Genomic DNA, 25,647 nt, shown 5'->3' with positions numbered 1-25,647 from the left:
AGCAGGGCAGCCGGACGCTGGCTGCCCTGCTCGCGGTATCAACCTACGGGCGTCAGGCCGTACTGCGGCAGCACGATTCGTTCGAATTCCCGCCAGGCATTCCAGTCCTTGGCCCGGTTTTCGCCTTCCACCCATTCCCAGAAGCGGGCGTAAATCGGATACGCCGCGGGCAGTTCCTCGCGGAAGATGTGGGCGCTGAGTCCACCGTGCGAAAGCAGGCCACTTTCCTCGTAGTTGCGCAGCACGGCGCTCAGGTCGTAAGGAACGAAGCGGATTTCAGGCTGCCAGCAGTCTCCTTGCAGGCGAAGCAACAGGTACTGCGCACGCGCGTCACGGTTGAAGGGCGCGCCAACCGCGCCCGTATTGATCAGCAGCTTGCTTCCCAGGCGCCACTCGCCGGGAACATGGGTGTGCGAGCCCACCAGGACGTCGGCGGCGGACTCGTCGAGCAGCTGCCCCATGCGCGCCTCGCTCATGCGCCGCCCGATACCTTCGCGGTAATGGTCGGGCGTGCCGTGGGCCACCACCACGCTGGGCGCGCCTGGCACGTCAACGCGCAGCGTCATGGGCCAGCGGGTGAACTCCTGGAGCAGACCCGCCCGACTCAGTTCGTTTGCACACCAGCTGAACGAAGCGAAAAAAGGATCGTGAAACCACTCGGTGGGAATTTCAGGGTCGCGGTCGTGCCAGAGGTTCATCAGTGCGTCGTGGTTGCCCAGGGTGAACTGGGCCCCCTGGGCCAGCAGGTCTTCCATGACCGCCACCCCGTCGGGCCCGCGGTTGACCACATCACCGTTCACGATCAGCCGGTCGGCCCCGACAAGTCGGACATCGGCCAGAACGGCATCGAGGGCCGGCTTGTTGCCATGAACGTCGGCGATGATGGCAAGGCGCACCATCTGATTGTAGGGTGCCGGTCATCCGCGCGTACGGGACACCAGCCATTTCATGCAGCGTGGGTTGCCCGCAATCCCTGCGTCCCTACCCCGCTAGTATCGGGGCATGATTGAAAGGCATATCGGCCATACGCCCATGGTGGAACTGACCCGCGTGGTGGAAAGCGGCATGGCACAAGTCTTTGTCAAACTCGAGGGGCAGAATCCGGGCGGATCGATCAAGGACCGCACGGCCCTCGGCATGATCGAGGACGCCGAAGCCCGCGGTCTGATCAAGCCCGGTGATACCATTGTCGAACCGACTTCGGGCAATACGGGGATCGGCCTTGCCCAGGTGGCAGCGTCCAAAGGGTACAAACTGATTCTGTGTATGCCCGCGCAGATGAGCGAGGAACGCAAACGGACGCTGCAAGCGTACGGCGCCCGGCTGATCCTGACCGATCCGGAGCGACGCATGCTCGCGGCCATCGAGGAAGCCCGGAAGATCGCCGACGACACGGGCGCCTGGATGCCCAACCAGTTCGCTAACCCGGCGAACCCGGCCACCCACGAGCGCACGACCGGCGCGGAGTTGTGGCAGCAGATGCACGGACAGGTGGACGCCTTCGTGTACGGCAGCGGAACGGGAGGCACCATCACGGGCGTGGGGCGTTTTCTCAAGCGCCACCGGGCGGACGTACAGATCGTGGCCGTCGAACCGGCACGCAGCAACGTTCTCTCGGGCGGCGAGCGAGGAGAGCACGGTTTTCAGGGTATGGGGCCCGGTTTTATTCCCGAGAATCTTGACCGGAGTGTCATCGACCGGGTGATTCAGGTATGGGAAGAAGACGCTTTTCCGTTGGCCCGGCGCCTCGCGCGTGAAGAGGGCGTCTTCGTGGGCATGTCCTCAGGCGGAATTCTGTGGGCCGCCCTGCAGGTCGCGCGCGACCTGGGCCCGGGAAAACGGGTGGCCACCATCGCTTGTGACAGCGGCGCCCGTTACCTCACCACAGCGCTGTACAGCGAAAGCGGCGACACGCCCAGCGGCTATCTGCCCTACTCGCGTGAGCGACATGAACAACACCCAGAGCGCTGAACGCACCGACGCGCTGTTCAGGTTGACCGTGGCGCGAGTGCATCTCGCAGACGAACGAGGAGTTCTTCGGCGCGGTCAAAGCCGGGACGCATGAAGATCATGGCCGTGTTGCTCCAGTCCTGCACGGCGGCCACTTCCTGCCCGCCGTCATTGAGTTTCAGATGCGGATATGCGCCGTATTCCACGAAACAGTCGAATTCCTGTGCGACCTGCTCCAGCGCGGTGGTCGTCTGCTCGGTCCAGCGAACCAGATACGGCAGCAAAAACGCGGGCTTGCCGCACGAACCCCCCAGACCGACGAGGGGGAGACCGGCAACGGTGGGAACTTCATCGCGAAAGCGGGCGCGCTCCAGGAACGCCTGACGGTCCCGGACCTGGGCGGGTGAGGTTTTCATGCTGGCGACATACGGGCCGACGGTGAGTTTGGTCATGGGACTCCTGAGAGCAGGGGTAGCCTGCGGGCTGCTCCTGGCATAAAAACAGGTTTACGCGTGGGCTGAGGCTGGTGTCTGGACGGGTGCGGCGTCCAGACGAACGGGCGGCTGAAAATTCCGTAAACGCAGGGCGTTGGTGAGCACGAAGACACTGGAGAAGCCCATCGCGGCGGCGGCGAGCACCGGACTCAGCAACCAGCCGAAGGCAGGGTACAGGACGCCCGCCGCGACAGGAATCAGCAAGATGTTGTACCCGAAAGCCCAAACCAGGTTCATCTTGATGTTGCGCAGGGTCGCCCGGCTGAGGGCGAAGGCGTTGGGTACGCCGCGCAGGTCACCGGACATCAGGATGACGTCGGCGGTTTCCACGGCCACGTCCGTTCCGGTGCCGATGGCGAGGCCCACGTCGGCCTGCGCGAGCGCGGGCGCGTCGTTGATGCCGTCCCCGACGAAGCCGACCTTGTGACCTTTGCCTTGCAGCTCCTTCACGGCGTCACTCTTGCCACTCGGCAGGACTTCGGCGAGAACGTCGTCGATGCCCAGCTGCCGGGCAATGGCGCGCGCAGTGCGAGCGTGGTCCCCGGTGATCATGGCCACCCGCAGGCCCTGCTGGTGCAAGGCGCGGACCGCTTCCAGGCTGCCCTCCTTGATGGGGTCGGCCACCGCGATGATGGCGGCGAGCCGTCCGTCGATGGCCGCGTACAGGGGCGATTTGCCTTCGTCACCGAGTTGCGCTGCCTGATCAGCGAAGCGGCTGAGGTCGACCTTCAGCTGCCGCATGTAGCGGTCCGCGCCAACCTGTACCAGGTGACCTTCGACTCTGGCCTCCAGGCCAAAACCGGGAACCGCTTCAAAGTCGCCCGGTTGCAGGATGGCAATACCGTCCGCCTTGGCGGCGTCCACGATGGCGCGTGCGATGGGATGCTCGCTTTGATTTTCAGCTGCAGCGACCAGTTTCAGGACGGTCACGCGGTCGAAATTCTCGGTGGTGATCAGGTCCGTCAGTTCGGGTTTTCCTTTGGTGAGGGTGCCGGTTTTGTCCATTGCGATGACGTTCAGGCCCTGCAAGCTTTCCAGGGCCGTGCCGTTGCGAAACAGCACGCCGAGTTCTGCGGCCTTGCCGGTACCAACCATGATGCTGGTCGGTGTGGCCAGCCCCATGGCGCAGGGGCAGGCGATGATCAGGACGGCCACAGTGTTGATGACCGCAAAGGTCAGCGCGGTCTGCCCACCAAAAAGCATCCAGGTCAGGAAAGTCAGTGCCGCGATCACCAGCACGGCCGGTACGAAGAGGCTCACGACTTTGTCAGCCAGGCCCTGGATGGGCGGTTTGCTTCCCTGCGCCGTTTCGACGAGCCTGATGATCTGCGCGAGCGCGGTGTCCGCGCCAATGCGGGTAGCGCGGAACTGGAGCGCACCGTTCTGGTTGATGGTACCGCCCACGACCTGCGCACCGGCGTTCTTGGCGACGGGGACGGGTTCACCGGTGATCATGCTTTCGTCCACATATGAGCTGCCTTGCAGCACCTCGCCGTCCACCGGAATTTTTTCGCCCGGGCGAACTGAGATCAGATCGCCAATCAGCACTTCATCCGTTGGCAGTTCGAGTTCCTGCCCGCCACGGACCACTCGGGCAGTTTTGGCCTGCAGGCTCAGCAGTTTCTTCATCGCCTCACTGCTCCTGCCCTTGGCAAGCGCTTCAAAGTACTTGCCGAGCAGGATGAGCGTGATGACCACCGCTGCCGCTTCGTAGTAGACGTGGGCGGTGCCAGCCGGGAACAGGTCGGGCGCGACGGTGGCCACGAGCGAGTAGAAAAATGCGGCGCTGGTACCGATCATCACCAGGCTGTTCATGTCGGGGCTGCGGTGCGCGAGGCTCTTGTAACCCAGCCGGTAAAAGCGCAGACCAGGACCGAACTGGACGGGAATGGCAAGGGCCAGCATGATCCAGTTCATCGTGGTCATGACTTCGTGTCCGTACGTGTTCATCAGCCGGGTTTCGATGCTGGGAATCAGCATGGGAACCATGGCGATCAGCATCAGGGGCACCGCGAAGACCGCGCTGAACATCACGCTGTTGCGCAGGCTGGTGACTTCGTGTTCACGCGCGAGGCGTTCCTGATCTTCGCGGGAGGCACCAACTTGCTGTTCGAGCACTTCGTAGCCGGAATTCTTGATGGCAGCTTTGAGCTGCCCGGCACTGACATTGCTGGGCAGGTACGTGACCGTCGCCCGTTCGGTGGCGAGGTTGACGCCGGCGTCCAAGACGCCGTCCACTTTTTTGAGTGCGCGTTCGACCCGGCTGACGCAACTGGCGCAGGTCATGCCCTGCACGCCCAGTTCCAGGCTGCTGACGACAGGCTCGTAACCGACGTCTTTGACTTTGGCCAGCAGCGCCTGTGGGCTGGTGAGGGCGGGATCAAAGGTCACAGTCGCCCGTTCGGTGGCCAGATTGACGCTGGCGTCATGTACGCCTTCGACTTTCCTGAGTCCGCGCTCCACCCTGCCGACACAGCTGGCGCAGGTCATGCCTTGGACGCCAAGTTCGATGGTCTTGCTCATACGTCTCCTTGGTATCCCCCTCGGGGGGATGATCTGACATCAGCATAGTACGGGACCATAGGGGGATGCAACAGTCTGTAGAGAATTCCGCATCCCATAATGAACTTTCCTGCTTCCGAATTGACACCCACCTGGGGTGGATGTAGAATATTGCCAAGGAGGTAGCATCCATGAGTCAAATCGAACTGGACATTACCGGCATGACCTGCGGACACTGCCAGGCTGGCGTGACCAAAGCCCTCAAGGACGTTCCCGGTGTACAGGACGCGCAAGTTGACCTTGTCACCGGCAAAGCCATCGTGCAGGGCGACGTCGAGCCGCAGCAGCTGGTCAGTGCTGTCGTGGAGGAAGGCTACGGCGCCCAGGTAGCCAGCCGCTGATGACCGGACGCGCGACCGCCCCTCAAGCAGAAACCACCCCCCACCCGGGGGAATCCTGCCACTCGCACGGGCCTGACCACCTCTGCATGCCAGAGGAGGCCCGCAGGAAAGCGGCGCGCCGTCTTGCCATCGCGCGCGGACACCTCGAGAGCGTCCGTAAATCTCTCGAAGACCCCGACGTGTACTGCGTCGATGTCCTCAAGCAACTCAAAGCCGTGCAAGGTGCACTGCAAGGCGCAGCGGGTGTCGTGCTGCGCGGTCACCTCGAATCACACGTCGCCACCGCACACGAACGCGGCGACGAGCAGAGAATCGTCGATGAGCTGATGGAAGTCTTCAAGTACACCTGATCGCAAGCTGCGCTGCCTGCTTCACTGCGCTCAGCCACGAGGTTGCATCAATAGAGGAGCACCCGAGCGGTGTTCGCAAGGGCTCCGAAATTCAGGCGAGTTCGTACAACGACACGATCAGGAATGACGCGAGGGCTACGCTTCACCTCACTTCATTGCCCCACGGGCGTCAGCACACGGCCGGTCCACTCAAGGACCGGCCGTGTGCGTTATTGTCAGTCCGCGCGGCGGTTCAGCGTCTCAACGGCAAAACTGACGGCAACCGAGGTACCGTTGTGGTGCCGGTAGTATTTCAGGCAGGCAAATCCCTGGGAAGGCAACTGAGACGGCTGGACGTCGGCAGGATCCAGGATCGCCTGCAACCGGCGCTCACCATAAGTCTCCGCGACCAGGAATATCTGGGTCGGCTGATCACGACGCATCAGGCCTTGCCACTCGGTCCATGACCGGCTCCAGCTGGTAGGGCCGAAGTGCCCATGATGGATATCCAGGTCGGCCTCCCAGGTGCCCAGAGCAGGTTCTGTCTGCGCCAACGCTGCAGGTGCGGGGCTGCGCCACCGTCGATTCAGCCAGCGCCAGGTAATCGTCATGCTTCTACACTAAATACAGCTTCATGACAGATTTCTTACCACACGTTCATGCCTGGCTCAGCGTTAACTCCCAGCAATCGAGATTCAAGGTCAGACCGGGAAGCTGGGTTGTCGGTTGCACGACCCGGTGTGGGGGTGTGAATGTACGCGTTTCTCGCACTCCGGGGCGTTGGCGAGTTAGTGTGCTGACGTGATCGACGTGCTTACGGCGGCCCATACCGCAAGGTCGCAGCCTGGCCCGCGCCGTTCCAGGTGTCTTCTGTCGGAGCTCGGATGAAGCGGTCGTGGACGCTGCTGCTCAACGGAGCCGTTCTGGCTGGGCTGGCGCTGGCCGTTCACCGCTATGTCAACGGTGAGGACCTGCTGGCGCTGTTGCGGACCACCCGGCCCGCCGAGGCAGTGGTCGTCATGCTGCTGGGTCTGGTGTACACGCTGATCAAGGGCGCGCGTTTTGTCGGTATGGCCGTGGCAGTGGGAGCGCCCAACGGCGCTATGGTAATGCACGCGTACCTGGCCGCCGAAAGTGCGACCGTACTGCCCGGCGGCGTGGCCTTCCGGGCTGCCCTGCTGGCTCAGGCGGGACTTCCCGTGGCGCGGGGCAGCGTTCCCGTCGTGCTGTCGAGTGTCGTGGACCAGGGTGTGTTTGCGCTCTGCACACTGCTGGCGGCGCTGCTCGATCCACGCGCGCATGAGGCCGTGCTGACTGCGGGGCTGGTGCTGGGCCTGTTCGCGCTGGTCTGGATGTTTCCCGCGGCCCGCCACCGACTCGCAAGGTGGTTGCTGTGGCTCTTCGGACAGCTGAGGATCGCCGAGACCTTTACCGTCTTCCTTGCCGGCGCGCACGCTGCCCTGCGTGCGGGCCCACTACTCAGCGCCGTGGGGCTGACCCTGGTCTCGCTGGTGGTCAAGGTGCTGACCTTGCAGGCGGCGCTGGCCGCCCTGGGCACGGCGGCGCCCTGGCTTGTGGTGTTCGTAGCCGTGATTGTACCCACCATGCTGGGCCGACTCACTCCCGTACCCGGAGGGGTGGGCGTCACCGAGGCAGGGATGGTCGGCCTGCTGGTATCAGGCAGCGAGGTCGGCACCGAGGCGGCACTGGCAGCCAGCCTGCTCTACCGGGTATCCACCGTATTTCTGCCCGTGCTGCTGGGCGGTCTGATCTACTTTCTGACCTGGCAGCGGGCGGTGAAGATGAGCGGGCAGCAGGCCCGGGGCTGAGAAAGTATGCCGGTTCCCGCCGGCGCTGATTCAGCAGAATGCAGAGCGCATCGGACGATTGGCCGTCTCAGGACGCCGCGTGGACAATGCGGGCGAGGGCCTCTTGCAGCACGGCGCGCGAGGTGGCGAAATTCAGGCGCAGGAAGCCCTGGTATCCGGGGCCGAACGTCGGCCCATTGTTGAGCCCCACCCTGGCCTCGCGCAACAGAAATTCGTATGCCTCGTCGCTCCAGCGAAAAGCGCGGAAATCCAGCCAGGCCAGGTAGGTGGCCTGAGGTGGCGTAAACCGCACCTCGGGCAGGTTGTGGCGCAGTTCCTGCGCCAGGAACTCGCGGTTGCCCTTCAGGTAATCCAGAACCTCGCCGAGCCAGCGCTCTCCGTGGGTGAGGCCAGCCCGCCACATTTCGATCGAGAGCGCGCCCGGATGCGCCATCACGCCCCGGGTCGCAAGTTGCAGCCGCGCAATCAGCGCCGGGTTGGCACTCATCGCGGCTCCAATCGGCAGACCGGCCGTGTTGAAAGTCTTGCACGGGCCAGTCAGGGTGACCGTGCGCTGGGCAATGTCTGCACCAAGGCTCGCCAGGGAAACAAACTCTCCATCGAGGACCAGATCGGCGTGCAGTTCGTCGGACACCACCCACAACCGGTGACGGAGTGCGAACTCGCCGAGGCGCTCGAGTTCCTCGCGCGTCCAGACGCGGCCCGTCGGATTGTGCGGCGAGCAGAAGAGCAGCAGCCGGGTGGCCGGCGTGACACTGTCCTCCAGAGCGCCCCAGTCGATCTCCCAGCCGCTCTCCTGCTGCAGGAGCGGCACCGGGCGCGTCCGTCGCCCGTGATCTTCGATGGCGCTCAGGAAGGGCGGGTAAATGGGCGTGTGCGTCAGCACTTCTTCGCCAGGGCCGGTCAGGCCAAGGACGCTGGCATAGAGTCCCGGAACGACGCCCGGCAGCAGCCACATTCCTTCGCGCGGCAGGTCGGGGTGACCGCGTGCGGTCTGCCGCGCGGCGAGCAGATCGAGCAACGCGGGGTCGCCCTGCAATTGCGGATAACCGACCGAGCGCGTGAGCCGCCGGTGCAGCGCGTCGGTGATTTCCTCGGCCACGGGAAAATCCATGTCGGCCACCCAGAGCGGAAGCACCTCCGCGGGGTGGGTGGTCCACTTGTACGAATCGGCGTGGCGAAGGTCCTCGGGGCGCACATCGTCAAACAGGTGCGGCATGAGCCATCATGTCATACGGGCACGTGGTCCGCGTGTCCGGCGCATTCGCAGATGCTGGCTTCGTGTGCAGGCGGTCACCAGGAGCGCCACCAACACTCAAGCGGCCCTCGCCCCACGTCAGCGACGGCAGTGCTGCCCACCGCCCCGAAGCCCGCTATACACTGGCGGCAGCATGAGCAAGGCAGCCCCAGAATCCGCGCGCGGTACCATCGGCATCATCGGTGCGATGTCCCAAGAAACCGAACTCCTCTGCGCCGAACTGCAGCACAGCGACGAGCGTGAGGTCATGGGCTTTCGTTTTTATGCCGGGCAGCTTGATGGCCAGCAGGTCATCGTCACGCAATGCGGCATCGGCAAGGTCAACGCGGCCATGGGCACGACGGCTTTGTTGTCGCAGGGCGTCTCGCGCGTCATCTTTACCGGTGTGGCCGGCGGGGTGCATCCGTCGCTGAAGGTCGGTGACATGGTCGTCTCGACCGACTGTCTGCAGCACGATGTGGACGTGCAGGCCCTGGGGTATGCGGCCGGCCTGATTCCCGGCGAGGCACTCTCCTGGCCGGCTGACGGCGAACTGCGCAAGTTGGCCGTGCAGGCGGCCCGCACGGTCGAGGGCGTAGGCGTGCTGGAAGGGCGGGTGGTGAGCGGAGACCAGTTCATCGCTTCTCCGCAAAAGGCGGAGTGGCTGCGCACCACGTTCGGCGCCGTCTGTGCCGAAATGGAAGGTGCGGCGGTGGCGCAGGTGTGCGCCCGCTGGAACGTGCCGTTCGTGGTGATTCGCTCTATGAGTGACACGGCCGATCACACTGCCAACGTCGATTATTCCAGCTTCATGCCCGTCGTGGCCCGGCGCGCCAAGCAGGTCGTGCGGGAGATGCTGCGCGGCATGGCCCGCTGACGGGACCACATGCTGCCCCTGCATCAAGGACTGGTCGGGCTGGGACTCCTGTTTGCCTTCACGGCGCTGGGTGAGGGCATGGCGCGGCTGCTGCACCTGCCCTTGCCCGGATCGGTCATCGGGCTGGCGTTGCTGTGGGCTTCCCTGAGCGCCCGCGTCATCAAGTTGTCGTGGATCGAGCGGGCCGCCGACGCACTGCTTTCCGTGCTGGGACTGCTGTTCGTGCCAGCAGGCGTGGGGCTGATGGCTTACCTGGACCTCTGGCGGGCCTGGCCGGTGTGGTTTGCCATCGTCGCGCTGGGCGTTCTGGTCGGCGCGACGCTGTCCGCGCGGTTGGCGAGCCGACTGGAGCACCGATGACTTTATACGCGGCACTGCTCGCCCTGACCTTGCTCACTTACGCGCTGGGGCTGACACTGCAGCGCCGCTGGCGCTCTCCCCTGCTCAACCCCACCTTGACCGCCGCAGCGCTGCTCATCCCCGTCCTGCTGCTGCTCGGCGTGCCTTATGGGCAGTACGTGCAGGCCACGACACCGCTGAGCAGCCTGCTTGCCCCGGCAGTGGTGGCGCTGGCCGTTCCGATGTACCGGCAGCGTGCCCTGCTCGCCCGGCAGTGGCGCGCACTGCTGCTGGGGAGTGCATTGGGCACCCTCACGGCCGTCTCCGTCGGTGCGTTCACCGCGCACCTCGTGGCGCTGGAAAGGCCGGTGGCCCTGGCACTCACCACGGCGAGCGCCACCTCGCCCGTGGCGCTCGCCGTGGCACAGCGGCTGGGCGGCGCCCCGCCACTCGCGGCCACGCTGGCGATTGTGGCGGGCCTGATTGGCGCCGCGCTGCTTCCAGCCCTCTTCGATCGCCTGGGGTTGCGTTCGCCGCTCGCGCGGGGTGTGGCCGTGGGAAGCGTCGCGCACGGCATCGGCACGGCCCGCATGCGCGAGGAAAGCGAGCTGGCCGGAGCGGCCAGCACCCTTGGCATGGGTCTGGGCGCGCTGTGGGTGACCTTCGTGAGTGCGTTCCTGTCGTGATTCCCCGGGCGTGTCAGCCCGGCAACAGAAACTGCAGCACCGAACCGCGCCCGGGTTCGCTGGTGACCGTCAGTGAACCCCCGGCCAGCTCCACCCGCTCGCGCAATCCCATCAGGCCCAGGTGCCCGCGCGAAGCGAGTTCCCCGACGCGGTCGAGCGGATCACCGTCACCATCGCCAGGCACCTGGAAGCCCTGACCGTCGTCGTACACGCTGATGTCCACACCGTGCGGCTGGAACTGCACCCGCACGGCAGCGCTGTTCGCCTGGGCGTGCTTGTCCACGTTGGTGAGGGCTTCCTGTACCAGCCGAAACACCGTCAGCTCGATTCCGCTGGGCAGGCGGCGTTCGCTTCCCTGCACTTCCAGGCGGGTGGGCGTGCGGGCCTGCTGGGCGATCCACTCGAGCGCGGGCAGCAGGCCCAGGTCGTCGAGCACACTGGGACGCAAATTGCGCGCGAATCGCCGCACCGACTCGATGGCGGCATTCAGATCGGCCCGCACGTCCTCGGCCTTGCCCCGGCTTTCACCCGCGAGTTCCTTGACCAGCCGGTCGAGCCGCCGCCCGATGGCCACCAGCACCTGAGCGGTGTCGTCGTGCAGTTCACGCGAAATACGCCGCCGCTCTTCTTCCTGGGCCTGCGTGAACAGGCTCAGGTAGGAGCGCAACTCCAGCTGTCGTGCTGAGGCGGCTTCGAGCGCCTGGCCTCGGCGGGTGATTTCTTCGGCCAGCCGGTGCTGTTCGCTCAGGTCTCGCGCGACCAGCAGCACACCCAGCACCTCGCGCTCACGCACGACAGCGCTGAGGCGCACCTCCAGGCGCAGGCCGCCGGGCAGGCCCGTGACCTCCACCTCACAGGTCACACCGCGCTCGGGCGCGCCCAGGCAGTCTCTCCAGGCCCGCTCGAACACGGCCCGCCACTCTTCGCTCAGCAAGTCGCGCAGGCTGCGTCCGGCAAGCTCTCCCAGCAGACGCCGGGTAGCGGGGTTGGCGTAACTGACCTTTCCAGCCGCGTCGCAAGCGAGAATCAGGTCGTGCACGCCTTCGGCCAGCAGACGGTAACGGGCTTCCTCGCGCTCCAGTGCACCCAGCAGACGCTCCTGCCCCACGGTCAGGGCGATCTGGTCGGTGATGGCGCGTGACAGTTGCAACACCCGGTCGCTGGGCGCTTCTTCGCGCAAGGAATCGGCGTATAACAGACCGAAGACATTACTGCCCGAGCGGATCGGTACGATCAGCGCCGAATTCGCTCCCTGCAGCGCTCCGCGCCGGGTGATGCGCCGGGGGCCCCGGCCCAGTTGAGGCAGCAGTCGCATGGCCTCCCGCAGAGGAACGTTCAGGTGGTAGCGCCCCAGCTCGGCCTCCTCACCGCGCTCATCGAGCAACAGAATCAAACCGCGCTCGGCGTTCAGGGCCAGCACCGCCCGCTCGGCTGCTTCGTCCAGTGCACCGTCGGTCCGACCACTGCCCAGCAGGCGCGACAAGTGGAGCAGCACTCCGGACTCGCGCTCACGGCGCACCTCCTCTTCGTACAGGCGGGCATTCTCGATGGCCAGCGACGCCTGGGCCGCCAGCACGTCTGCCAGCGAAAGGTCGTTTTCATCGAGGTCGAGCGGACCCTCGAAAAACAGCGCCAGACCGCCGAAGGGTTTCCCACGTGACGCCAGGGGCAGACCCAGCACACCCCGAAAGGGATAGCGGCCGGTTGCCAGAAGCTGGCGCGTATAGCGTGAACCGGCTTCGCTGCGCTCCTCTACCACGTCATGCACACCGACGCGCGCACCACGTTCGACTGCACGGCCCACCACGCCCACGCCCACCTTCGACTGCGCCCGCAGGACATACTCCGAGCTGAGGCCAAGCGCACTGCGGATGCACAGCGTACGCCCGTCGCTCTGCAGCTCATAGACCGCGCAGGCCGAGGCGTGGAAGAGTGTCCGCGCGTGGTAGAGCAGCTTTTCCAGGGTATCGGCGAGCTTCAGACTGCCCGACAAGGCGCTGCCGACCTCGCGCAGCACCTCGGCCGAGCGGCGCTTGCGCGATTCCTCCTCGTACAGGCGGGCGTTGTCGATGGCCAGTGCGGCCTGCTCGGCCAGCGCGAGGGCCAGCCACACATCATCCTCACCCAGCGGCGCACCAGGCCGCTGGGTATCGACGTACAGTACGCCCAGCGGTCGCCCACGGGCGGCCAGCGGCACGAGCAGGCAGCGCTCGGGCGCCAGGTACGACAGGCCCGCAGCCAGCGGCGAATGCTCGTCACGTGCCCGGTCGTACAGAATCGGTTCGCCACGCCGCACCAACCGATCGAAGGACATCGGACCCACCGTGATGCCACGCTCGAAGGCGCCTTCGAAGCCGAAGGTGAACACCTCACCGGTCTGGGCGGTGCTGTCACCCACCATGCTGAACAAGCCGACGAAGGCCCGCTCGAAGGTCAGCGCCCGTGCTGCCGATTCCGCCGTCGCTGTCAACACCTCGCCCAGATCAAGCGAGCCACCCAACCGACGCACGAGGTTTTCGACGACTTCGGCCGTGCGCCCCCGGCCCCGCCGGGCGTCACGGGCCAACATCCCCTCAAGTGCCAACCCCAGAATGGGCAGCCAGGGCGTCAATTCGGACAGTGCGTCCTGATCGGCGCCGAACATCTCCAGCACGCCGCAGCCGAGCGGCAGGGCGCAGACGTTGTCCTCACAGCACACTTCACCGACGCGTGCACGGGCGGCGAGATCTTCACGCAGTAGGGCGAGCCCACGGCCCTCTTCGGCGAGTGTCACGAGAGCCGCGTCCCGGACCAGGCTCACCCGAGCCCCGTGACCACGGGCGAAGTTCAGCGCCAGACGGCACAGCTGAACCGCAAAAGCATTCGCGGTGGGCACCGAGGCCAGGGCCCGCGCCCACTCACCCGGCCGCAACGACTTGGCTTCGGTGGTCATCCGCTCTCCTGACAATTGCGCACGGTCTGGGTTTACCCTGACGCGTCAATCGATGGTCGTGACGTCGATCCAGCCGCGCTTGATCCCGTACAGAACCGCCTCGGTGCGGCTGCCCACGCCCAGCTTGCTGAAGATGTTGGCGAGATGCACCTGCACCGTGCGCGGCGAGATATCGAGGTCACGGGCGATTTCCTTGTTGGTGCGGCCCGTCGCGGCGATGCGCAGCACCTCGAGTTCGCGCGGCGAGAGCAGCTCCTCGGCGGGCGTGGGGGCGACGTGATTGGAGAAGCGCTCGAGCACCTTGCGGGCCACCGATGGATGCAAGGCGCTCTCACCGGCTGCCACGGCGCGTACGGCCCCCAGCAGTTCGTCCTCGGTGGCGTTCTTGAGGATGTACCCGGCCGCACCCGCTTCGAGCAGGGCAAAGACGTAGGCGTCGTCGTCGTAACTCGTCAGCACCAATACCCCAATGGTCGGCATCTCGGCCTTGATGTGCCGGGTAGCCTCGATGCCGTTCATGCCGGGCATGCTGACGTCCATCAGAATCACGTCGGGGCGCAGGGCGCGGGCCTGCGTGATGGCTTCCTCGCCGCTTTCGGCCTCACCGACCACGTGCAGGTCACGTTCTCCCTCCAGCAGGTCGCGGGTGCCCTTGCGCACCACCGGATGATCGTCGACAAGAAGCAGCGAGATGGTCTTGGCTTCAGCGGTGTCCATGATTCCAGTGTAATGGCGCGGGCGCCGGGTCAGATCACGGAGTGCGCCCGGACGCTAGACTTTCCGTGTGAATTCGCGCTGGGCGTCCTGCCTGCCTCAACTCTCGCCGCGTAAGGTGCTGCTGCGCCTGCGCGCCGCCGGGCTGCCGGGCCTGGCGCTGCTGGAATCGGCCGGTCCGCTGACTCCCGATTCGCGCTTTTCATATTTGAGCGCCGCGCCGACTCGTTTCACGCAGGAGTTGCCAGCGCGTCCGGGCGGCACAGCGGCCTTTCCGGCCTGGCTGGGCGGCCTCAAGTACGAAGCGGCCTTGACGTTCGGACTGCCCGCGCATCCTCCGTGCGGACCGGCGCAGTTCTGGGGCTACTACCCCTCCGGGCTGGTGTGGGACCGCGAGCAAGGCACCCTGAACGTCGTGGGCGAGGCGCACCTGGACTGGTCAGGTCTGCTCGGTGCCCAGACCCCAGACCTGCCCGAGCTGCAGTTGGGCGACTGGAGCGCCGATGATCTCGACTTCGAGCAGGGCGTGGCGACCGTGCAGGAGTTGATCCGTGCTGGTGAGGTGTACCAGGTGAATCTGTCACGCGGGGTGCACGCGCACGCACAGGGCGACCCTTTGGCCGCCTATCTGAGGGTCGCGCAGCTGAACCCCAGCCCCTTCATGGCGTACCTGGAGCTGGGCGACGAGGTGGTGGTGAGCGCCTCACCGGAGCGGCTGGTGGAGTGGACGGGCGAGCGCATTTCGGCACGGCCCATTGCAGGCACACGGCGGCGCGGCGACACCACGGCAGAAGACGAGGCGCTGGAGGCAGAACTGCGCGCCAGCAGTAAGGAGCAGGCCGAGCACATCATGCTGCTCGATCTGGTGCGGCACGATCTGGGCCGCGCGGCCCGGCCCGGCAGTGTCTGGGTGCCCGACCTGATGCTGGTCGAGCGTTACAGCCACGTCATGCACCTCGTCAGTGAGGTCCGCGCACAGCCCCGCGCGAACCTGAGCGTGCTGGAACTGTGCGAAGCGACCTTTCCGGGGGGCACCATCACCGGCGCGCCCAAACGGCGGGTGATGCAGGCCATCCGTGATCTGGAGCCCGGAGGACGCGGCTGGTACACCGGCAGTGTCGGGCTGATCAGCGCCGAGCGCGTCGACCTGAACATCTTGATTCGTACTGCGGCCTTCTCGCGCCGGGCAGCGGGCTGGGAAGTCAGCGTGCGAGCAGGCGCGGGTGTAGTGATCGATTCGCGAGGCGAGCACGAAGGGCGCGAAACCAGGCACAAGGCGGCGGCCCTGCTGCAGGCGCTCACGCCGGGCGCGCCGGGCCGGGCCGCTCAACAACCAGAACTGCCCCGTCCGGGCCGCGTCTGGCGTCCCAGCCTGGCCGACAGTCAACTTGCACGTCCACCCCGAGTGCTGTTTCTCGACAATTTCGATTCGTTCACCTTCAATCTCGTGCATGACCTGCAGGCGCTCGGAAGCGAGGTGCTGATTCGCAGCGCGACGTGTTCGCTAAGCGAACTGCTCGCCCTTTCACCGTCGCACGTGGTGATCGGTCCGGGTCCCGGCACGCCCCAGTCGAGCGGGGTGACCCTGGAACTGACACGCTGCGCCCTGAACCGCGACCTTCCGCTGTTGGGCGTCTGCCTCGGACATCAGGCGCTGGGTGAGGCCCTGGGCGCACGCGTGGAACGCGCCGCCACACCGGTTCATGGCCAAGCGGAAACCATCACGCACGACGGTTCGGGCATTTTCGGGGGCCTGGAGCAAAACGTGCAGTTCACGCGCTACCACTCGCTGGTCATTCGGCAATTGCCTTCAACGCTGCGGGTCACGGCCCGCAGCCGGGACGGCGAGGTGATGGGCATCGAGGTTCCCGGCAAACCCGCCTGGGGCGTGCAGTTTCACCCGGAATCCGTGCTGTCCCGTGAAGGCCGCCGACTGCTCGGTAATTTCTTGAGGTTGGGAGAGCAATACACGCAACGCCCACAGGAGCACGCAGCACGGTGAGTTCCGAGTTTCAGCCACCGCGGGCGTTGCCCCAGGAACTCGACTCACCCGCGTGGCTGCACGGCCTGAGTGCCTTTACGACCATCCGCACGCAGCGCGGTTGCCCGCTGCTGTGGTCCGCGCACCTCGCACGGCTTTCGCACACCTGCGCATTTCTCGGCTTGCCCGAGCCCAGTCTTCCTGCCGAGGCCGTCCTCGCACAACTGGAGCCGCTTCCCGAAGGGCGTCTGCGCCTTACGGTGACCGGCGAGGAGCTCTGGTGGTCTCACCGTCCGCTGGTCCCGGTACCACGTGTTCCCGTGAGCGTCTGGCTGGGCGAGGTACAGGTCCACGCTCAGCTGGGCCGGCACAAGACCGGAAATTACCTGCCGTACGTTCTGGCAGCCCGCGAAGCTTCCCGTCACGGCACCTTCGAAAGCTGGCTGGTCGACGAAGCCGGGTGCGTGGTGGACGGGAGCCGCACCAGCCTGCTCGTTGAAGTACAAGGTGAACTGCTCATCCCCTGGGGCGGCTTGCCGGGCGTGACGTGCGCGGAGCTGTTGCGCGCCTGGCGCCGTCCGGCGCGCCGGGACCACCTTTCGCGCTCTGTCCTGATGCAGGTCGAGCGCGCCTGGATCACCGGCAGCGGAATCGGCGTGCTGCCCGTGCGGGAGTTACGGTGGGCGGGCGGCGGGCGGGAGCTGCGGGTTGTCTGGCCGGACGTGACTCACCCGGCGTTGCAGCCTCCACAGTAGAGCGCCAGGGCGATGCCCCGGCGCTCTACTGTGACTCGTTGTTTTGGTGGTCGGTCCGGAAATTCCCGCCCTCAGCGGTGACGGTCCTCACGGTGCGGACGGCGTTCGGATGACAGACGGCCCCCACCAGTGCCTTCGTCGAGTTCGATGGCCCCGGCGGACTTCAGGATGGCGGTCGCTTCGTCGGCCCGCTCCTGTTCCTGATCGCGGGCGATCACCATCACCTTGCCGCGCTTGAGACCGTCGTAGTAACCCAGCGCGATGCGTTCGGGCACGCCCATGCGGCGCAGCAGCTTCACGTAGTCCCCGTGATCGCCACCGGACAGTGCGCCGAACGCGGCACCCAGGCCCAGGCCGCTGATCGCACCGAACATAATGCCGATCAGCCCGCCTTCGTGCATCGGGCGCGTTTCGGGAATGATCAGCATCAGGAGCCAGGTGGGCAGCGCCAGGCCGACCCCGGCCAGCAGGCCCAGGCCCGCGCCACGAAACACCGAGCCCGCACCGGCCGGCGCGCCCTCTTCGTGCGACACGCCGATCTCACTGGCCAGATCTTCCTGGGCAACGACATCCAGCAACGAGAATCCCAGCCGGTCACGCTCGAATCCACGGTCGAGCAGCCTGCTCAGGGCCGTCCTGGCCTGAGAGGGTTCGTTAAACAGCGCAACGACAGTTTCCATCTCATGAGTTGTAGCACGCCCTCCGCGCGTCGTGCAGGGGACAAACATAACGGACGTTCAGAAATGGCGCCGTGGCGCCGGTCCCTCAGCTGCCTCTCAGCAGGTGATCAGCCGCTTCGCCGGCACTCAACTTGCCCGCGGCGACCGCACGCAGCACGTCGCTCTCGGCGCGCCCGGCCAGGCGCGAGGCGCGCTCCTGCACTTCCGCGCGCACCTCGAAACGTGCACGCTCCAGACGGCGCTCGGCCAGGCCCGCTTCACCCAGGAACACGCGGTGCTTCAACACGGCGTCCAGCACGTCACGTGCACCATCTCCGCTCGACGCTACGGTCTTGAGGATCGGCGGCAGCCAGGTGAACTCGTCATGCGCACCCAAGCCGAGCGCGGCGCGCAGTTCGCGCACCATGCGCTCGGCTCCGGGCAGATCGGCTTTGTTCACGATCAGGAGGTCGGCGATTTCCATGATGCCAGCCTTGAAGGCCTGCACCGCATCTCCACCGGCAGGCGTCAGGACCAGCAGGGTGTGGTCGGCCACCGAAGCGATGTCCACCTCGCTCTGCCCGACACCAACGGTTTCCAGAAAAATCCAGTCGAAATCAAAGGCTTCCATCAGCGACACCACACCCATCGCACGCTTGCTAAGGCCCCCCAGCGCGCCACGCGAAGCGAGCGACCGCACAAACACGCCCGTGTCGGCGTGATGGCGCAGCATACGAATACGGTCGCCCAGAATCGCTCCACCGGAAAAAGGACTCGACGGATCGACGGCCACCACACCGACCCGCTCACCCCGCTCGCGGGCGCTCGCGATCAAGGCGTCTACCAGCGTGCTTTTGCCGCTGCCGGGACTGCCGGTCACGCCGATCACCGGTGCGCTGGGCGTCCCACTTCGCAGTGCCGACAGCAACTCGGCGCCCAGCGGCGTTTCGGACTCGACCAGGGTGATCAGCCGCGCCAGGGCGCGCGGATCGCCGGCACGAAAGCGCTCCAGCAAAGAAGAGGAGAGCGTCACCGCGCCGCACCTCTCGTCCCTTCGCGGTCGCCCGCCAGATCATCGTGCATGTCCGGTTTCTGCACACGCTCCAGGTGCGCGACGTCGTTGAAGGAGAGGAGTTGACCGCCCGCCGGACCCAGCGCAACGCGGGTAATGGCGGTGTTCGCCACGGACAGACGCGCCCAGACGTGTCGGCTGTCCTCGCCGATGGCGAAGCTGACCGCGACCCGTACCACACCTCCATGGGTGACCATCAGGACACGCTCGCCATGATGACGCTCGCAGAGCTCGTCAAAGGCCGCCCTGGCCCGCAAGGACAAATCGGCCATGCTCTCGCCGCCCGGACGGCGGGCATTCCAGGGGTCAAGCCGTAATGCCTCGATGTACTCGGGAAACTCGGCCTTGATTTCGGCAGGCACCTTGCCGGCCAGTTCTCCCACGTCGATTTCACGCAGACCGAGTTCCGTGCGCACCTCGGGTGCTCCTCGCAGCGTGGCGGCGACTGTGCGGGCGGTATCGAAGGCGCGGATCAGGTCGCTGGAGTACACCGCGTCGAACGCCATGCCGGTCAGGCGTCCGGCCAGACGGGCAGCCTGTTCGCGGCCCGTCTGTGACAGGGGCACGTCGGTCTGTCCCTGATAGCGGCCAGAAGCGTTCCATTCGCTTTCCGCATGCCGCACCACCCAGAATTCGGTCAGGCGGCTGTGGTCGAGAGGTTCGAAACCCGTAGGTGCACGTCTCGTCGGCACGGCTTACCTGACCTCGAAGGCGACACCGCGCCCACGGCGCAGCTCTCCGACCCAGCAGGGCGCTTCCCCCGCGGTCAGCAGGGCAGCCTCGGCGGCTTCACGCTGCGCGGCGGGCACCATGAACAGAAAGCCGAGGCCCATGTTCAGGGCCCGGTAGGCCTCGAGCGGCGGCACTCCAGCGCGCTCGCAGATGAGGGTGAAAAGCGGCGGTACGGGCCAGCTTCCCTCCCAGATCACCGCGCCCAATCCGTCGGGAAACACCCGGGGCGGATTGTCGACAAGGCCTCCCCCGGTCAGGTGTGCCATGCCACGCACCTCGACTCCGGCGCCCAACAGGGCGTCATAGGCGCCGACGTAGGCACGGTGTGGTGCCAGCAGGGCTTCTTCCAGGGTGTTGTCGATGTCGCTCCGGAATTCCTGCCAGTCCAGGTCGGCAAGGGCAGCGCGCGCCAGACTGTAGCCGTTGGTGTGCAGCCCGGTCGAGGGCAAGCCGATCAGCACGTCACCTTCCTGCAGCCGGCTGCCGTCCACGATCGCTGCGCGGTCCACGGCGCCGACAATCGTCCCGACGATGTCGAGCTCGCCCTCGACGTAGACGCCGGGCATTTCGGCAGTTTCACCGCCCAGCAGGGCCACGGCCAAAGCTTCGCAGGCGCGCGCGGCGCCTCCCACGAATTCAGCGACCACCTGAGGATCGAGTTTGCCCATCGCGACATAATCCAGAAAAAAGAGTGGCCGGGCGCCCTGCACCAGGATGTCGTTGACGCAGTGGTTGACGATGTCGGCGCCCAGCCCCGCGAAGCGGCGCGCGCGCGTCGCCACCTTGGTTTTGGTGCCCACGCCGTCGGTGGAGGCCACCAGCACCGGGTCCTGAAGGGCCGTGAGGGCACGGGCGCGGAACAGTCCGCCAAAGGAACCCAGGCCGGCCAGTACGTCTGGCGTGTGGGTACGGGCCACGGAGGCCTTCATGAGTTCGACGGCGCGCGCTCCCGCATCGATGTCGACGCCTGCACGCTTATACGCGGTTTCCGGATTGCCTGACTCGCTGTGTGCCACGTTCTGCTCCCATTTTCGCCTGACGACCGCCCGTAAGGCGTGCGCGCCCAGTCTATCCGAGAACCGTGACCCGGCACACCCCGGCACCCTGCGGCGTGCAAGCCGCCCTTCTGGTGTGATCTGGACTGGTGTTCACGGGACAGGACAGCGCAACGAGGACAGGCCGCCGCCCGTCCTCCCCGTCAGTTGCGGGGTTCGCCTCAGTTGAGCAAACGCGGGCTGCTCGGCAAAACGGTCTCGATGGGCACGGCGACCGGCTCGGCAGGACGTGGAGCCGTCTCGCTGGCCGCAGCGAAAGCGACCGCCGGCATGGCCAGAAACGCCGCCACGACTTCAGGGTCGAATTGCCGGCCAGCCTGTGCCGAGATTTCCATGCGGGCCGCCTCGGGCGTCCAGGTCACCTTGCCCTCGCGCTCCCCGGTCAGGAAGTCATAGACGTCACAGACCGCAAAAATGCGCGCCAGCAGCGGAATCTGCGTTCCTTCGAGACGTGCGGGGTACCCTTGCCCGTCCCAACGCTCGTGATGATAGCGAATGACGCTCAGGGCGCCGCGCGACAGGCCGGGCAGACGCGCGGCGATGTCAAAGCCCCGCTCGGGGTGGCTGCGTTCCTGGGCCCGTTCGTCTTCGGTCAGTCCGCTGGTTTTGCCCAGCAGGCTGTCGGGCAGCGTGAGCTTGCCGATGTCGTGCAGATAAGCGCCCTGCTTCAGCTGCTCTTGCTGCGCCGGGTCGAGGTCCATGGCTTCGCCGAGCGCACAGGCCAGCTGCACGACGCGCTCGGTATGACCGGGCACCTCGAAACCGCGCTCCTCCAGGCTCCAGCCCATCGTCAGCAGGCCACCGTCCAGCGTGCGTCGCAGCTGCTGCACACGCAGCGCGTCACGGCGCGCCCTTTCCAGACGCCGCGCCAGCCAGACCAGTGCACAGCCCACCAGCAGCACCGCCAGCAGGTTGAGCGGATGAAGAACATTCACCGGCCACAAAGACGGACCCGCCACGGGCAGCGCCGCGTGCAGGACCGACGCAGGGCGACTTTCGGCACCCCAGGCTGCGCCCAGTCCTGCGCAGGCCAGCCCAAAAGTCAGGAGGGCAGCGAGAGAAGAGGCATAACCGCGCCGTGACATCAACCGCGAGTAGAGGATCATTCTGATCTTCATCTTGTGAAATCAAATCTAACAGAACTCTTAACGAGGCAGGGCGTCTTGCGTGAACGAGCACGCCAGCTGCCTGCCCGCGCCCCAGCACCGACCCTGTAGACTGCCTCCGTGCGTCCTGAAGTGATCGAGCGAATCGAGGCGTTGCTGCCCGCGCAGCATCACCGGCCCGAAATCGAGCTGCTGTACCGCATGATGCGCGACTATCCCGCCCGGGGGGGCAAAGGTATTCGCAGCGAGCTGCTGCTGCGAGGTGCTGCGGCCTACGGCGCGCCGCCGGGTGCGTCGGCCTGGCTGGCAACGGCCATCGAACTGTTTCAAAGCTGGGTGCTGATTCACGACGACATCGAGGACGACAGTGAAGAACGTCGCGGCCAGCCTGCGCTGCACCGCCAGCACGGCGTCGCCCTGGCCATCAACGCCGGGGACGCCCTGCACGCCTACATGTGGGAGGCAGTCCTTCACGCGGGCGTGGAGGGCGCTCCCGGTGAGTTCGCGCGCATGATTCACCGCACCGCCGAAGGCCAGCATGTCGATCTCGCCTGGGTACAGCACCACCAGTGGCAACTGACGCCAAGCGACTACCTGGAAATGGTGAGGCTCAAGACCGGGTATTACACGGTCGTGGTGCCCCTCCGGCTGGCCATGATGGCCGCCGGGCGTGCTCCCGATCCCCGTCTGGAAGCGCCAGGGCTGGACCTGGGGGCTGCGTTCCAGATTCGTGACGACGTGCTCAACCTTGTCGCGCAAGGTCAGGGCTACGGCAAGGAAATTGGTGGCGATCTGCTGGAGGGCAAGCGTACGCTGATCGTGCTGCATTGGCTGCAGGGCGCTTCGTGCGGCGAACGCGAAGCCTTCCTGAGCGAGATGGCCAAGCCGCGCAGCGCCAAGGACGCAGAAGTGGTGGCCGCTCTTCTGCACTCGATTCAGCACAGTGGCGCCGTGGAGCACGCGATGACCGTCGCGCACGACCTGGCCGAGCGTGGCCTGAACGCATTGAGCGGCGTGCTGCAAGAAGCGCCCCACCCGGCAGAGGCCCGTCACATTCTCGGCCTGATGCGCCAGCTCGCCACGCGGGAGGCCTGAGGTGAACATTCCCGAGCGACACTTCGACCTGAACGACCCGGCGTTCATTCGCAATCCCTATCCGCTGCTGGCCGAACTGCGCCAGGAGACCCCAGTTTTTTTCGAGCCCACCTGGAACAAGGTCTTTTTCGCGCGTTACGACGACATCGCGGCCATCCTGCGCGACCGGCGCTTCGGACGCTCGATCACCCACATTCTTTCGCGCGACGAGCTCGGTTGGCCGCCGCCTGATCCCCGGCAGGCCGCCTTCGACCATTTTCAGGATCACCACCTGCTCGACGCCGAGCCTCCCCGCCATACCCGGCTGCGCAGCCTGGTCACCAAAGCGTTCACCCCCCGGCGGGTTGAGGAACTGCGCTCGCGCGTCGAGGGGATCGTCGCGCGCAGCCTCGACCGGCTGGGCGAGCATCAACAGTTCGATTTGGTGGCCGATGTTGCCGAGGAGCTGCCGGTGACCGTGATCGCGGAGCTGCTGGGCGTACCCGAAGAGGACCGACATCGCTTGCGGCCGTGGTCGGCAGATATCGTGAAACTGTACGAGTTGGGCTTCACCCCGGAAGATCAGCTGCGCGCCAACACCGCCGTTCTGGATTTTTCGGCATACCTGCGTGCGCTGGCCGCCGAGCGCCGGGCCCGGCCCCGCGACGACCTGATCTCGGCCCTGGTGCAGGTCGAGGAGCAGGGCGAGCGGCTGAGCGAGGACGAACTGATCGGGACCGGCATCCTGCTGCTCAATGCCGGACATGAAGCGAGCGTCAACGGCACGGTGGCGGGCGTGCTCGCCCTGATGCGCAGGCGGGAAGCCTGGGATACGCTCGCGCAGGCAGCCAAGGCGGATGGTCCGCCATCCTTGCTGTTCAGAAGTGCGGTGGAGGAGTTGCTGCGCTTCGACTCTCCCCTGCCGATGTTCGAACGCTGGGTGCTGGACGACACCGAGGTTGGTGGCGCCGTGCTGGAGCGCGGCATGGAGGTGGCCTTGCTGTACGCCTCGGGCAACCGGGATCCAGGCAAATTCGAACGCGCCGACGACCTGATTCTGACGCGTGAACCCAACGCACACCTGACGTTCGGCCTTGGCATTCACTACTGCCTGGGCGCACCCCTCGCCCGGCTGGAGATGCAGATCGCCCTGCACGCGCTCGCCTGGCGCTTTCCGAAGCTGCAGCTGGCCGATGAAACGGCGAGCGTTCCGTACGGCAAAGGGTTCGTGATTCGCGGTATACAGCAGCTGATGGTGCGCCCCGACTGAACGTTTAGCAGGAATTGCTGCGGCAAGTGCGCCTCAGTGAACTTCACACCCGAAGAGCGCTCTATTCTGTGCGGGAGAAGGAGGCCCTATGGAGCACCCACCCATGCCGGATGTACAACGCGACGAGCAAGGCAACCCCAGAAACCTGCACGAAGGCGCGAGGAGCGGAGAGCGCTATTTTCTGTCTGCCCTTTCCCAGGTGGTGGAGGTGATCGCGGTCTGCCCGGTGTTGTGGAAAAGCTGGGAAGGTGACGACGTGGCGTACGTGGTCCGCCTGGAGGACGGCTCACGCAAACTGATCTCCGGCCTCGATGAGGAGGAACTGCGCGCCAAGATCAGCGAGTACCGCCGGGCGATCGAACAGACCGAACACCTGCTGTCCCAGCTGTAACGAACGACCGGATGACGACACGTCAGGAATGCCTTGAACCTGAGACAGCAGTGTCTCAGGTTCCGGTGAGTTCGCCGGCGCTCGCTTCTGTGGCGGCTTCTTCCAGGCGTCCCAGTGCACGCAGGGCCTGTACACGTGCCGGCGAGGCGGGTCTGCTGCGCTGCAGCGCTTTCTCGGCGGTCGCCTGCGCCTTTCGGGGAGAGCCGACGCGCATCTGCACGTGTGCCAGCACCGCCAGCAGGTGTGCATCGGCAGCCTGACCGGCCACTTCTGTCACCTTGAGCCCTTCGGCCAGTGCGTGCAGGGCTGCTCTGGCCTCCCCTCGCGCCAGCAGCGTCTCGGCGATCAAGGTCACCGCCGCGACCAGTGCGGCCGCGTCACCCTCCTGACGGGCGAGATCGCGGGCCTGCCCTGATGCTTCCAGAACGTCTCCGGGCGGGTCCGTGCCCTGTGTTCCCGACCACAGCGACAACGCCCGTGCGCGCAGAACGGCGACGCGCGCAGTCAGCGGCGCGGGCTGCAACGCGTGCCAGGCTGCCGCGCCCGCGCCCAAACGACACAGGGCGGCAGCGTGCCCCAACCGTACCTGAAGGTCTTCGCCTGTGCCTGCAGCGAGCGCTTCTTGCCACCACCGTACGGACAGCGATGGACAACCCAGTTCCAGGGCCAGCCGGGCTGCCTGGGGCAGCTCCTCGGGAACAGGAGAGAACGAAGACAGCGCAGTGCGCGCCTCGGCATACTGCCCTGCAGAAACGCGTGTCAGAAGGTCGTCCAGACGCACGGCGCCAGTGTAGCGTCAGGCGCCCGGCCCTTCAGGCACTCAGGGCGATATCCAGACCCAGGAAACGCCACAGGGAGCGTCGGGGGACCCGCAGGCCCGCACCGCTCTCGACGGCGCTGAGCCGTCCGTCACGAATCCAGCGGCGCACGGTTCGTTCGTGACAACCGGTGTAATCGCAGACTTCGCTGACCTTGAGGAGCTTCGGCAAACGGTCGAACTGTTCACGTAAGGTCACTGGTGCCTCCTGATGTTCCGCTGTGCCCGAAACGCCTTGCGTGGAGGAAGCGGTCACGCTGTCCACCATCCGCAGAAAACACGAAAGGCCGCCACAAGGGCGGCCTCTCCAACCGAAATGCTCCGAACCGGGAAGTCCAGAAGAGCGACTGGACGACGGGTCACGCTGCAGTGCAGGCAAATCGTGTTCAACTTGCCTCAGTGTACAAAAATCCACGTCAGCGGTATGTCAATTGTTTGCATAGCT

At 65.9% G+C, this 25,647-nt stretch carries 26 protein-coding genes; 12 read left to right on the top strand and 14 right to left on the bottom strand.

Features of this window, described 5'->3' with window-relative positions; translation table 11 throughout:
- Nucleotides 1-38 precede the first annotated feature (38 nt).
- On the bottom strand, nucleotides 39-899 hold the full coding sequence (locus DEIPE_RS16005) for a metallophosphoesterase family protein (protein WP_015237014.1): 861 nt from the start codon (nucleotides 897-899) through the stop codon (nucleotides 39-41).
- A gap of 103 nt (nucleotides 900-1,002) precedes the next feature.
- Here DEIPE_RS16005 and cysK point away from each other — a divergent pair, with 103 nt between their 5' ends.
- Complete coding sequence (gene cysK, locus DEIPE_RS16000; RefSeq protein WP_015237013.1) at nucleotides 1,003-1,971, top strand: cysteine synthase A; 969 nt, start codon at nucleotides 1,003-1,005, stop codon at nucleotides 1,969-1,971.
- A 17-nt stretch (nucleotides 1,972-1,988) separates the two neighbouring features.
- Here cysK and DEIPE_RS15995 read toward each other — a convergent pair whose 3' ends face one another.
- Complete coding sequence (locus tag DEIPE_RS15995; RefSeq protein WP_015237012.1) at nucleotides 1,989-2,402, bottom strand: hypothetical protein; 414 nt, start codon at nucleotides 2,400-2,402, stop codon at nucleotides 1,989-1,991.
- Between the two features lie 54 nt (nucleotides 2,403-2,456).
- Nucleotides 2,457-4,967, bottom strand: a complete 2,511-nt coding sequence (locus DEIPE_RS15990; protein WP_015237011.1) for a heavy metal translocating P-type ATPase — start codon at nucleotides 4,965-4,967, stop codon at nucleotides 2,457-2,459.
- Nucleotides 4,968-5,137: 170 nt separating this feature from the next.
- On the opposite strand from DEIPE_RS15990, the gene DEIPE_RS15985 reads away from it, so the two are divergent.
- Entirely contained in the window at nucleotides 5,138-5,347 is a 210-nt protein-coding gene (locus tag DEIPE_RS15985) for a CopZ family metallochaperone (RefSeq protein ID WP_015237010.1), read from the top strand.
- An 86-nt stretch (nucleotides 5,348-5,433) separates the two neighbouring features.
- Nucleotides 5,434-5,697 (top strand): metal-sensitive transcriptional regulator, encoded by a 264-nt coding sequence (locus DEIPE_RS15980; protein WP_041230944.1) that lies wholly within the window; start codon nucleotides 5,434-5,436, stop codon nucleotides 5,695-5,697.
- Between the two features lie 215 nt (nucleotides 5,698-5,912).
- Here the strand turns inward: DEIPE_RS15980 and DEIPE_RS15975 are convergent, their stop codons facing one another.
- Nucleotides 5,913-6,287 carry a hypothetical protein gene (locus DEIPE_RS15975; RefSeq protein WP_015237008.1) on the bottom strand — a complete coding sequence of 125 codons (375 nt, stop codon included), beginning with the start codon at nucleotides 6,285-6,287 and terminating at the stop codon, nucleotides 5,913-5,915.
- 273 nt (nucleotides 6,288-6,560) lie between these two features.
- Between DEIPE_RS15975 and DEIPE_RS15970 the strand changes: the two genes are divergently transcribed.
- Nucleotides 6,561-7,505: a lysylphosphatidylglycerol synthase transmembrane domain-containing protein gene (locus DEIPE_RS15970; protein ID WP_015237007.1), complete on the top strand. Its 945-nt coding sequence runs from the start codon at nucleotides 6,561-6,563 to the stop codon at nucleotides 7,503-7,505.
- Between the two features lie 67 nt (nucleotides 7,506-7,572).
- On the opposite strand, the gene DEIPE_RS15965 is transcribed toward DEIPE_RS15970, so the two are convergent.
- Entirely contained in the window at nucleotides 7,573-8,724 is a 1,152-nt protein-coding gene (locus tag DEIPE_RS15965; RefSeq protein WP_015237006.1) for a MalY/PatB family protein, read from the bottom strand.
- Between the two features lie 172 nt (nucleotides 8,725-8,896).
- On the opposite strand from DEIPE_RS15965, the gene DEIPE_RS15960 reads away from it, so the two are divergent.
- The 3 genes from DEIPE_RS15960 to DEIPE_RS15950 are packed head-to-tail and all read left to right on the top strand — an operon-like array spanning nucleotide 8,897 to nucleotide 10,644.
- Nucleotides 8,897-9,619, top strand: a complete 723-nt coding sequence (locus tag DEIPE_RS15960; RefSeq protein ID WP_015237005.1) for a 5'-methylthioadenosine/adenosylhomocysteine nucleosidase — start codon at nucleotides 8,897-8,899, stop codon at nucleotides 9,617-9,619.
- Nucleotides 9,620-9,628: 9 nt separating this feature from the next.
- Nucleotides 9,629-9,979 (top strand): CidA/LrgA family protein, encoded by a 351-nt coding sequence (locus DEIPE_RS15955; protein WP_015237004.1) that lies wholly within the window; start codon nucleotides 9,629-9,631, stop codon nucleotides 9,977-9,979.
- Nucleotides 9,976-10,644, top strand: a complete 669-nt coding sequence (locus DEIPE_RS15950) for an LrgB family protein (RefSeq protein WP_015237003.1) — start codon at nucleotides 9,976-9,978, stop codon at nucleotides 10,642-10,644. Before DEIPE_RS15955 ends, DEIPE_RS15950 begins: the two co-directional genes overlap by 4 nt.
- Nucleotides 10,645-10,657: 13 nt before the next feature.
- On the opposite strand, the gene DEIPE_RS15945 is transcribed toward DEIPE_RS15950, so the two are convergent.
- Both DEIPE_RS15945 and DEIPE_RS15940 read right to left on the bottom strand, forming a co-directional pair.
- Entirely contained in the window at nucleotides 10,658-13,576 is a 2,919-nt protein-coding gene (locus DEIPE_RS15945) for a GAF domain-containing protein (protein ID WP_015237002.1), read from the bottom strand.
- A 45-nt stretch (nucleotides 13,577-13,621) separates the two neighbouring features.
- On the bottom strand, nucleotides 13,622-14,293 hold the full coding sequence (locus DEIPE_RS15940; RefSeq protein ID WP_015237001.1) for a response regulator: 672 nt from the start codon (nucleotides 14,291-14,293) through the stop codon (nucleotides 13,622-13,624).
- Nucleotides 14,294-14,360: 67 nt separating this feature from the next.
- Here DEIPE_RS15940 and DEIPE_RS15935 point away from each other — a divergent pair, with 67 nt between their 5' ends.
- Together DEIPE_RS15935 and DEIPE_RS15930 are read left to right on the top strand one after the other, a co-directional pair.
- A complete protein-coding gene (locus tag DEIPE_RS15935) occupies nucleotides 14,361-16,292 on the top strand; it encodes a chorismate-binding protein (protein ID WP_052326729.1) in 1,932 nt (643 codons plus the stop codon).
- Nucleotides 16,289-17,026 carry an aminotransferase class IV gene (locus DEIPE_RS15930; RefSeq protein ID WP_015236999.1) on the top strand — a complete coding sequence of 246 codons (738 nt, stop codon included), beginning with the start codon at nucleotides 16,289-16,291 and terminating at the stop codon, nucleotides 17,024-17,026. Before DEIPE_RS15935 ends, DEIPE_RS15930 begins: the two co-directional genes overlap by 4 nt.
- Nucleotides 17,027-17,097: 71 nt before the next feature.
- Here the strand turns inward: DEIPE_RS15930 and DEIPE_RS15925 are convergent, their stop codons facing one another.
- The 5 genes from DEIPE_RS15925 to DEIPE_RS22460 all read right to left on the bottom strand — a co-directional run bounded on the left by DEIPE_RS15925 (nucleotide 17,098) and on the right by DEIPE_RS22460 (nucleotide 21,662).
- Complete coding sequence (locus tag DEIPE_RS15925) at nucleotides 17,098-17,706, bottom strand: hypothetical protein (protein ID WP_015236998.1); 609 nt, start codon at nucleotides 17,704-17,706, stop codon at nucleotides 17,098-17,100.
- A gap of 85 nt (nucleotides 17,707-17,791) precedes the next feature.
- The gene (meaB, locus tag DEIPE_RS15920) at nucleotides 17,792-18,718 is read right to left on the bottom strand and encodes a methylmalonyl Co-A mutase-associated GTPase MeaB (RefSeq protein WP_015236997.1); all 927 of its coding nucleotides are present in this window, start codon (nucleotides 18,716-18,718) and stop codon (nucleotides 17,792-17,794) included.
- Nucleotides 18,715-19,449 (bottom strand): histidine phosphatase family protein, encoded by a 735-nt coding sequence (locus DEIPE_RS15915; RefSeq protein WP_015236996.1) that lies wholly within the window; start codon nucleotides 19,447-19,449, stop codon nucleotides 18,715-18,717. Before DEIPE_RS15915 ends, meaB begins: the two co-directional genes overlap by 4 nt.
- 3 nt (nucleotides 19,450-19,452) lie before the next feature.
- The gene (gene purM, locus DEIPE_RS15910; protein ID WP_015236995.1) at nucleotides 19,453-20,505 is read right to left on the bottom strand and encodes a phosphoribosylformylglycinamidine cyclo-ligase; all 1,053 of its coding nucleotides are present in this window, start codon (nucleotides 20,503-20,505) and stop codon (nucleotides 19,453-19,455) included.
- A 200-nt stretch (nucleotides 20,506-20,705) separates the two neighbouring features.
- Nucleotides 20,706-21,662, bottom strand: a complete 957-nt coding sequence (locus DEIPE_RS22460) for an HD-GYP domain-containing protein (RefSeq protein WP_083865834.1) — start codon at nucleotides 21,660-21,662, stop codon at nucleotides 20,706-20,708.
- Between the two features lie 108 nt (nucleotides 21,663-21,770).
- Between DEIPE_RS22460 and DEIPE_RS15900 the strand changes: the two genes are divergently transcribed.
- From DEIPE_RS15900 to DEIPE_RS15890, 3 genes are all read left to right on the top strand, one after another.
- Nucleotides 21,771-22,745, top strand: coding sequence for a polyprenyl synthetase family protein (locus DEIPE_RS15900; protein ID WP_015236994.1), 975 nt, complete (start codon nucleotides 21,771-21,773; stop codon nucleotides 22,743-22,745).
- Between the two features lies 1 nt (nucleotide 22,746).
- Nucleotides 22,747-23,994 (top strand): cytochrome P450, encoded by a 1,248-nt coding sequence (locus DEIPE_RS15895; protein ID WP_015236993.1) that lies wholly within the window; start codon nucleotides 22,747-22,749, stop codon nucleotides 23,992-23,994.
- 88 nt (nucleotides 23,995-24,082) lie between these two features.
- The gene (locus DEIPE_RS15890; protein ID WP_015236992.1) at nucleotides 24,083-24,385 is read left to right on the top strand and encodes a hypothetical protein; all 303 of its coding nucleotides are present in this window, start codon (nucleotides 24,083-24,085) and stop codon (nucleotides 24,383-24,385) included.
- A gap of 55 nt (nucleotides 24,386-24,440) precedes the next feature.
- Here DEIPE_RS15890 and DEIPE_RS15885 read toward each other — a convergent pair whose 3' ends face one another.
- Both DEIPE_RS15885 and DEIPE_RS15880 read right to left on the bottom strand, forming a co-directional pair.
- Nucleotides 24,441-25,166 carry a hypothetical protein gene (locus tag DEIPE_RS15885; RefSeq protein WP_015236991.1) on the bottom strand — a complete coding sequence of 242 codons (726 nt, stop codon included), beginning with the start codon at nucleotides 25,164-25,166 and terminating at the stop codon, nucleotides 24,441-24,443.
- Nucleotides 25,167-25,197: 31 nt separating this feature from the next.
- On the bottom strand, nucleotides 25,198-25,401 hold the full coding sequence (locus DEIPE_RS15880) for a helix-turn-helix domain-containing protein (RefSeq protein WP_015236990.1): 204 nt from the start codon (nucleotides 25,399-25,401) through the stop codon (nucleotides 25,198-25,200).
- Nucleotides 25,402-25,647: the final 246 nt, after the last annotated feature.

This window comes from Deinococcus peraridilitoris DSM 19664, from assembly GCF_000317835.1.
Lineage (GTDB): Bacteria > Deinococcota > Deinococci > Deinococcales > Deinococcaceae > Deinococcus_A > Deinococcus_A peraridilitoris.
The sequence above is the reverse complement of the archived record's forward strand: the minus strand, read 5'-3'. Positions and strand labels throughout refer to the sequence as shown.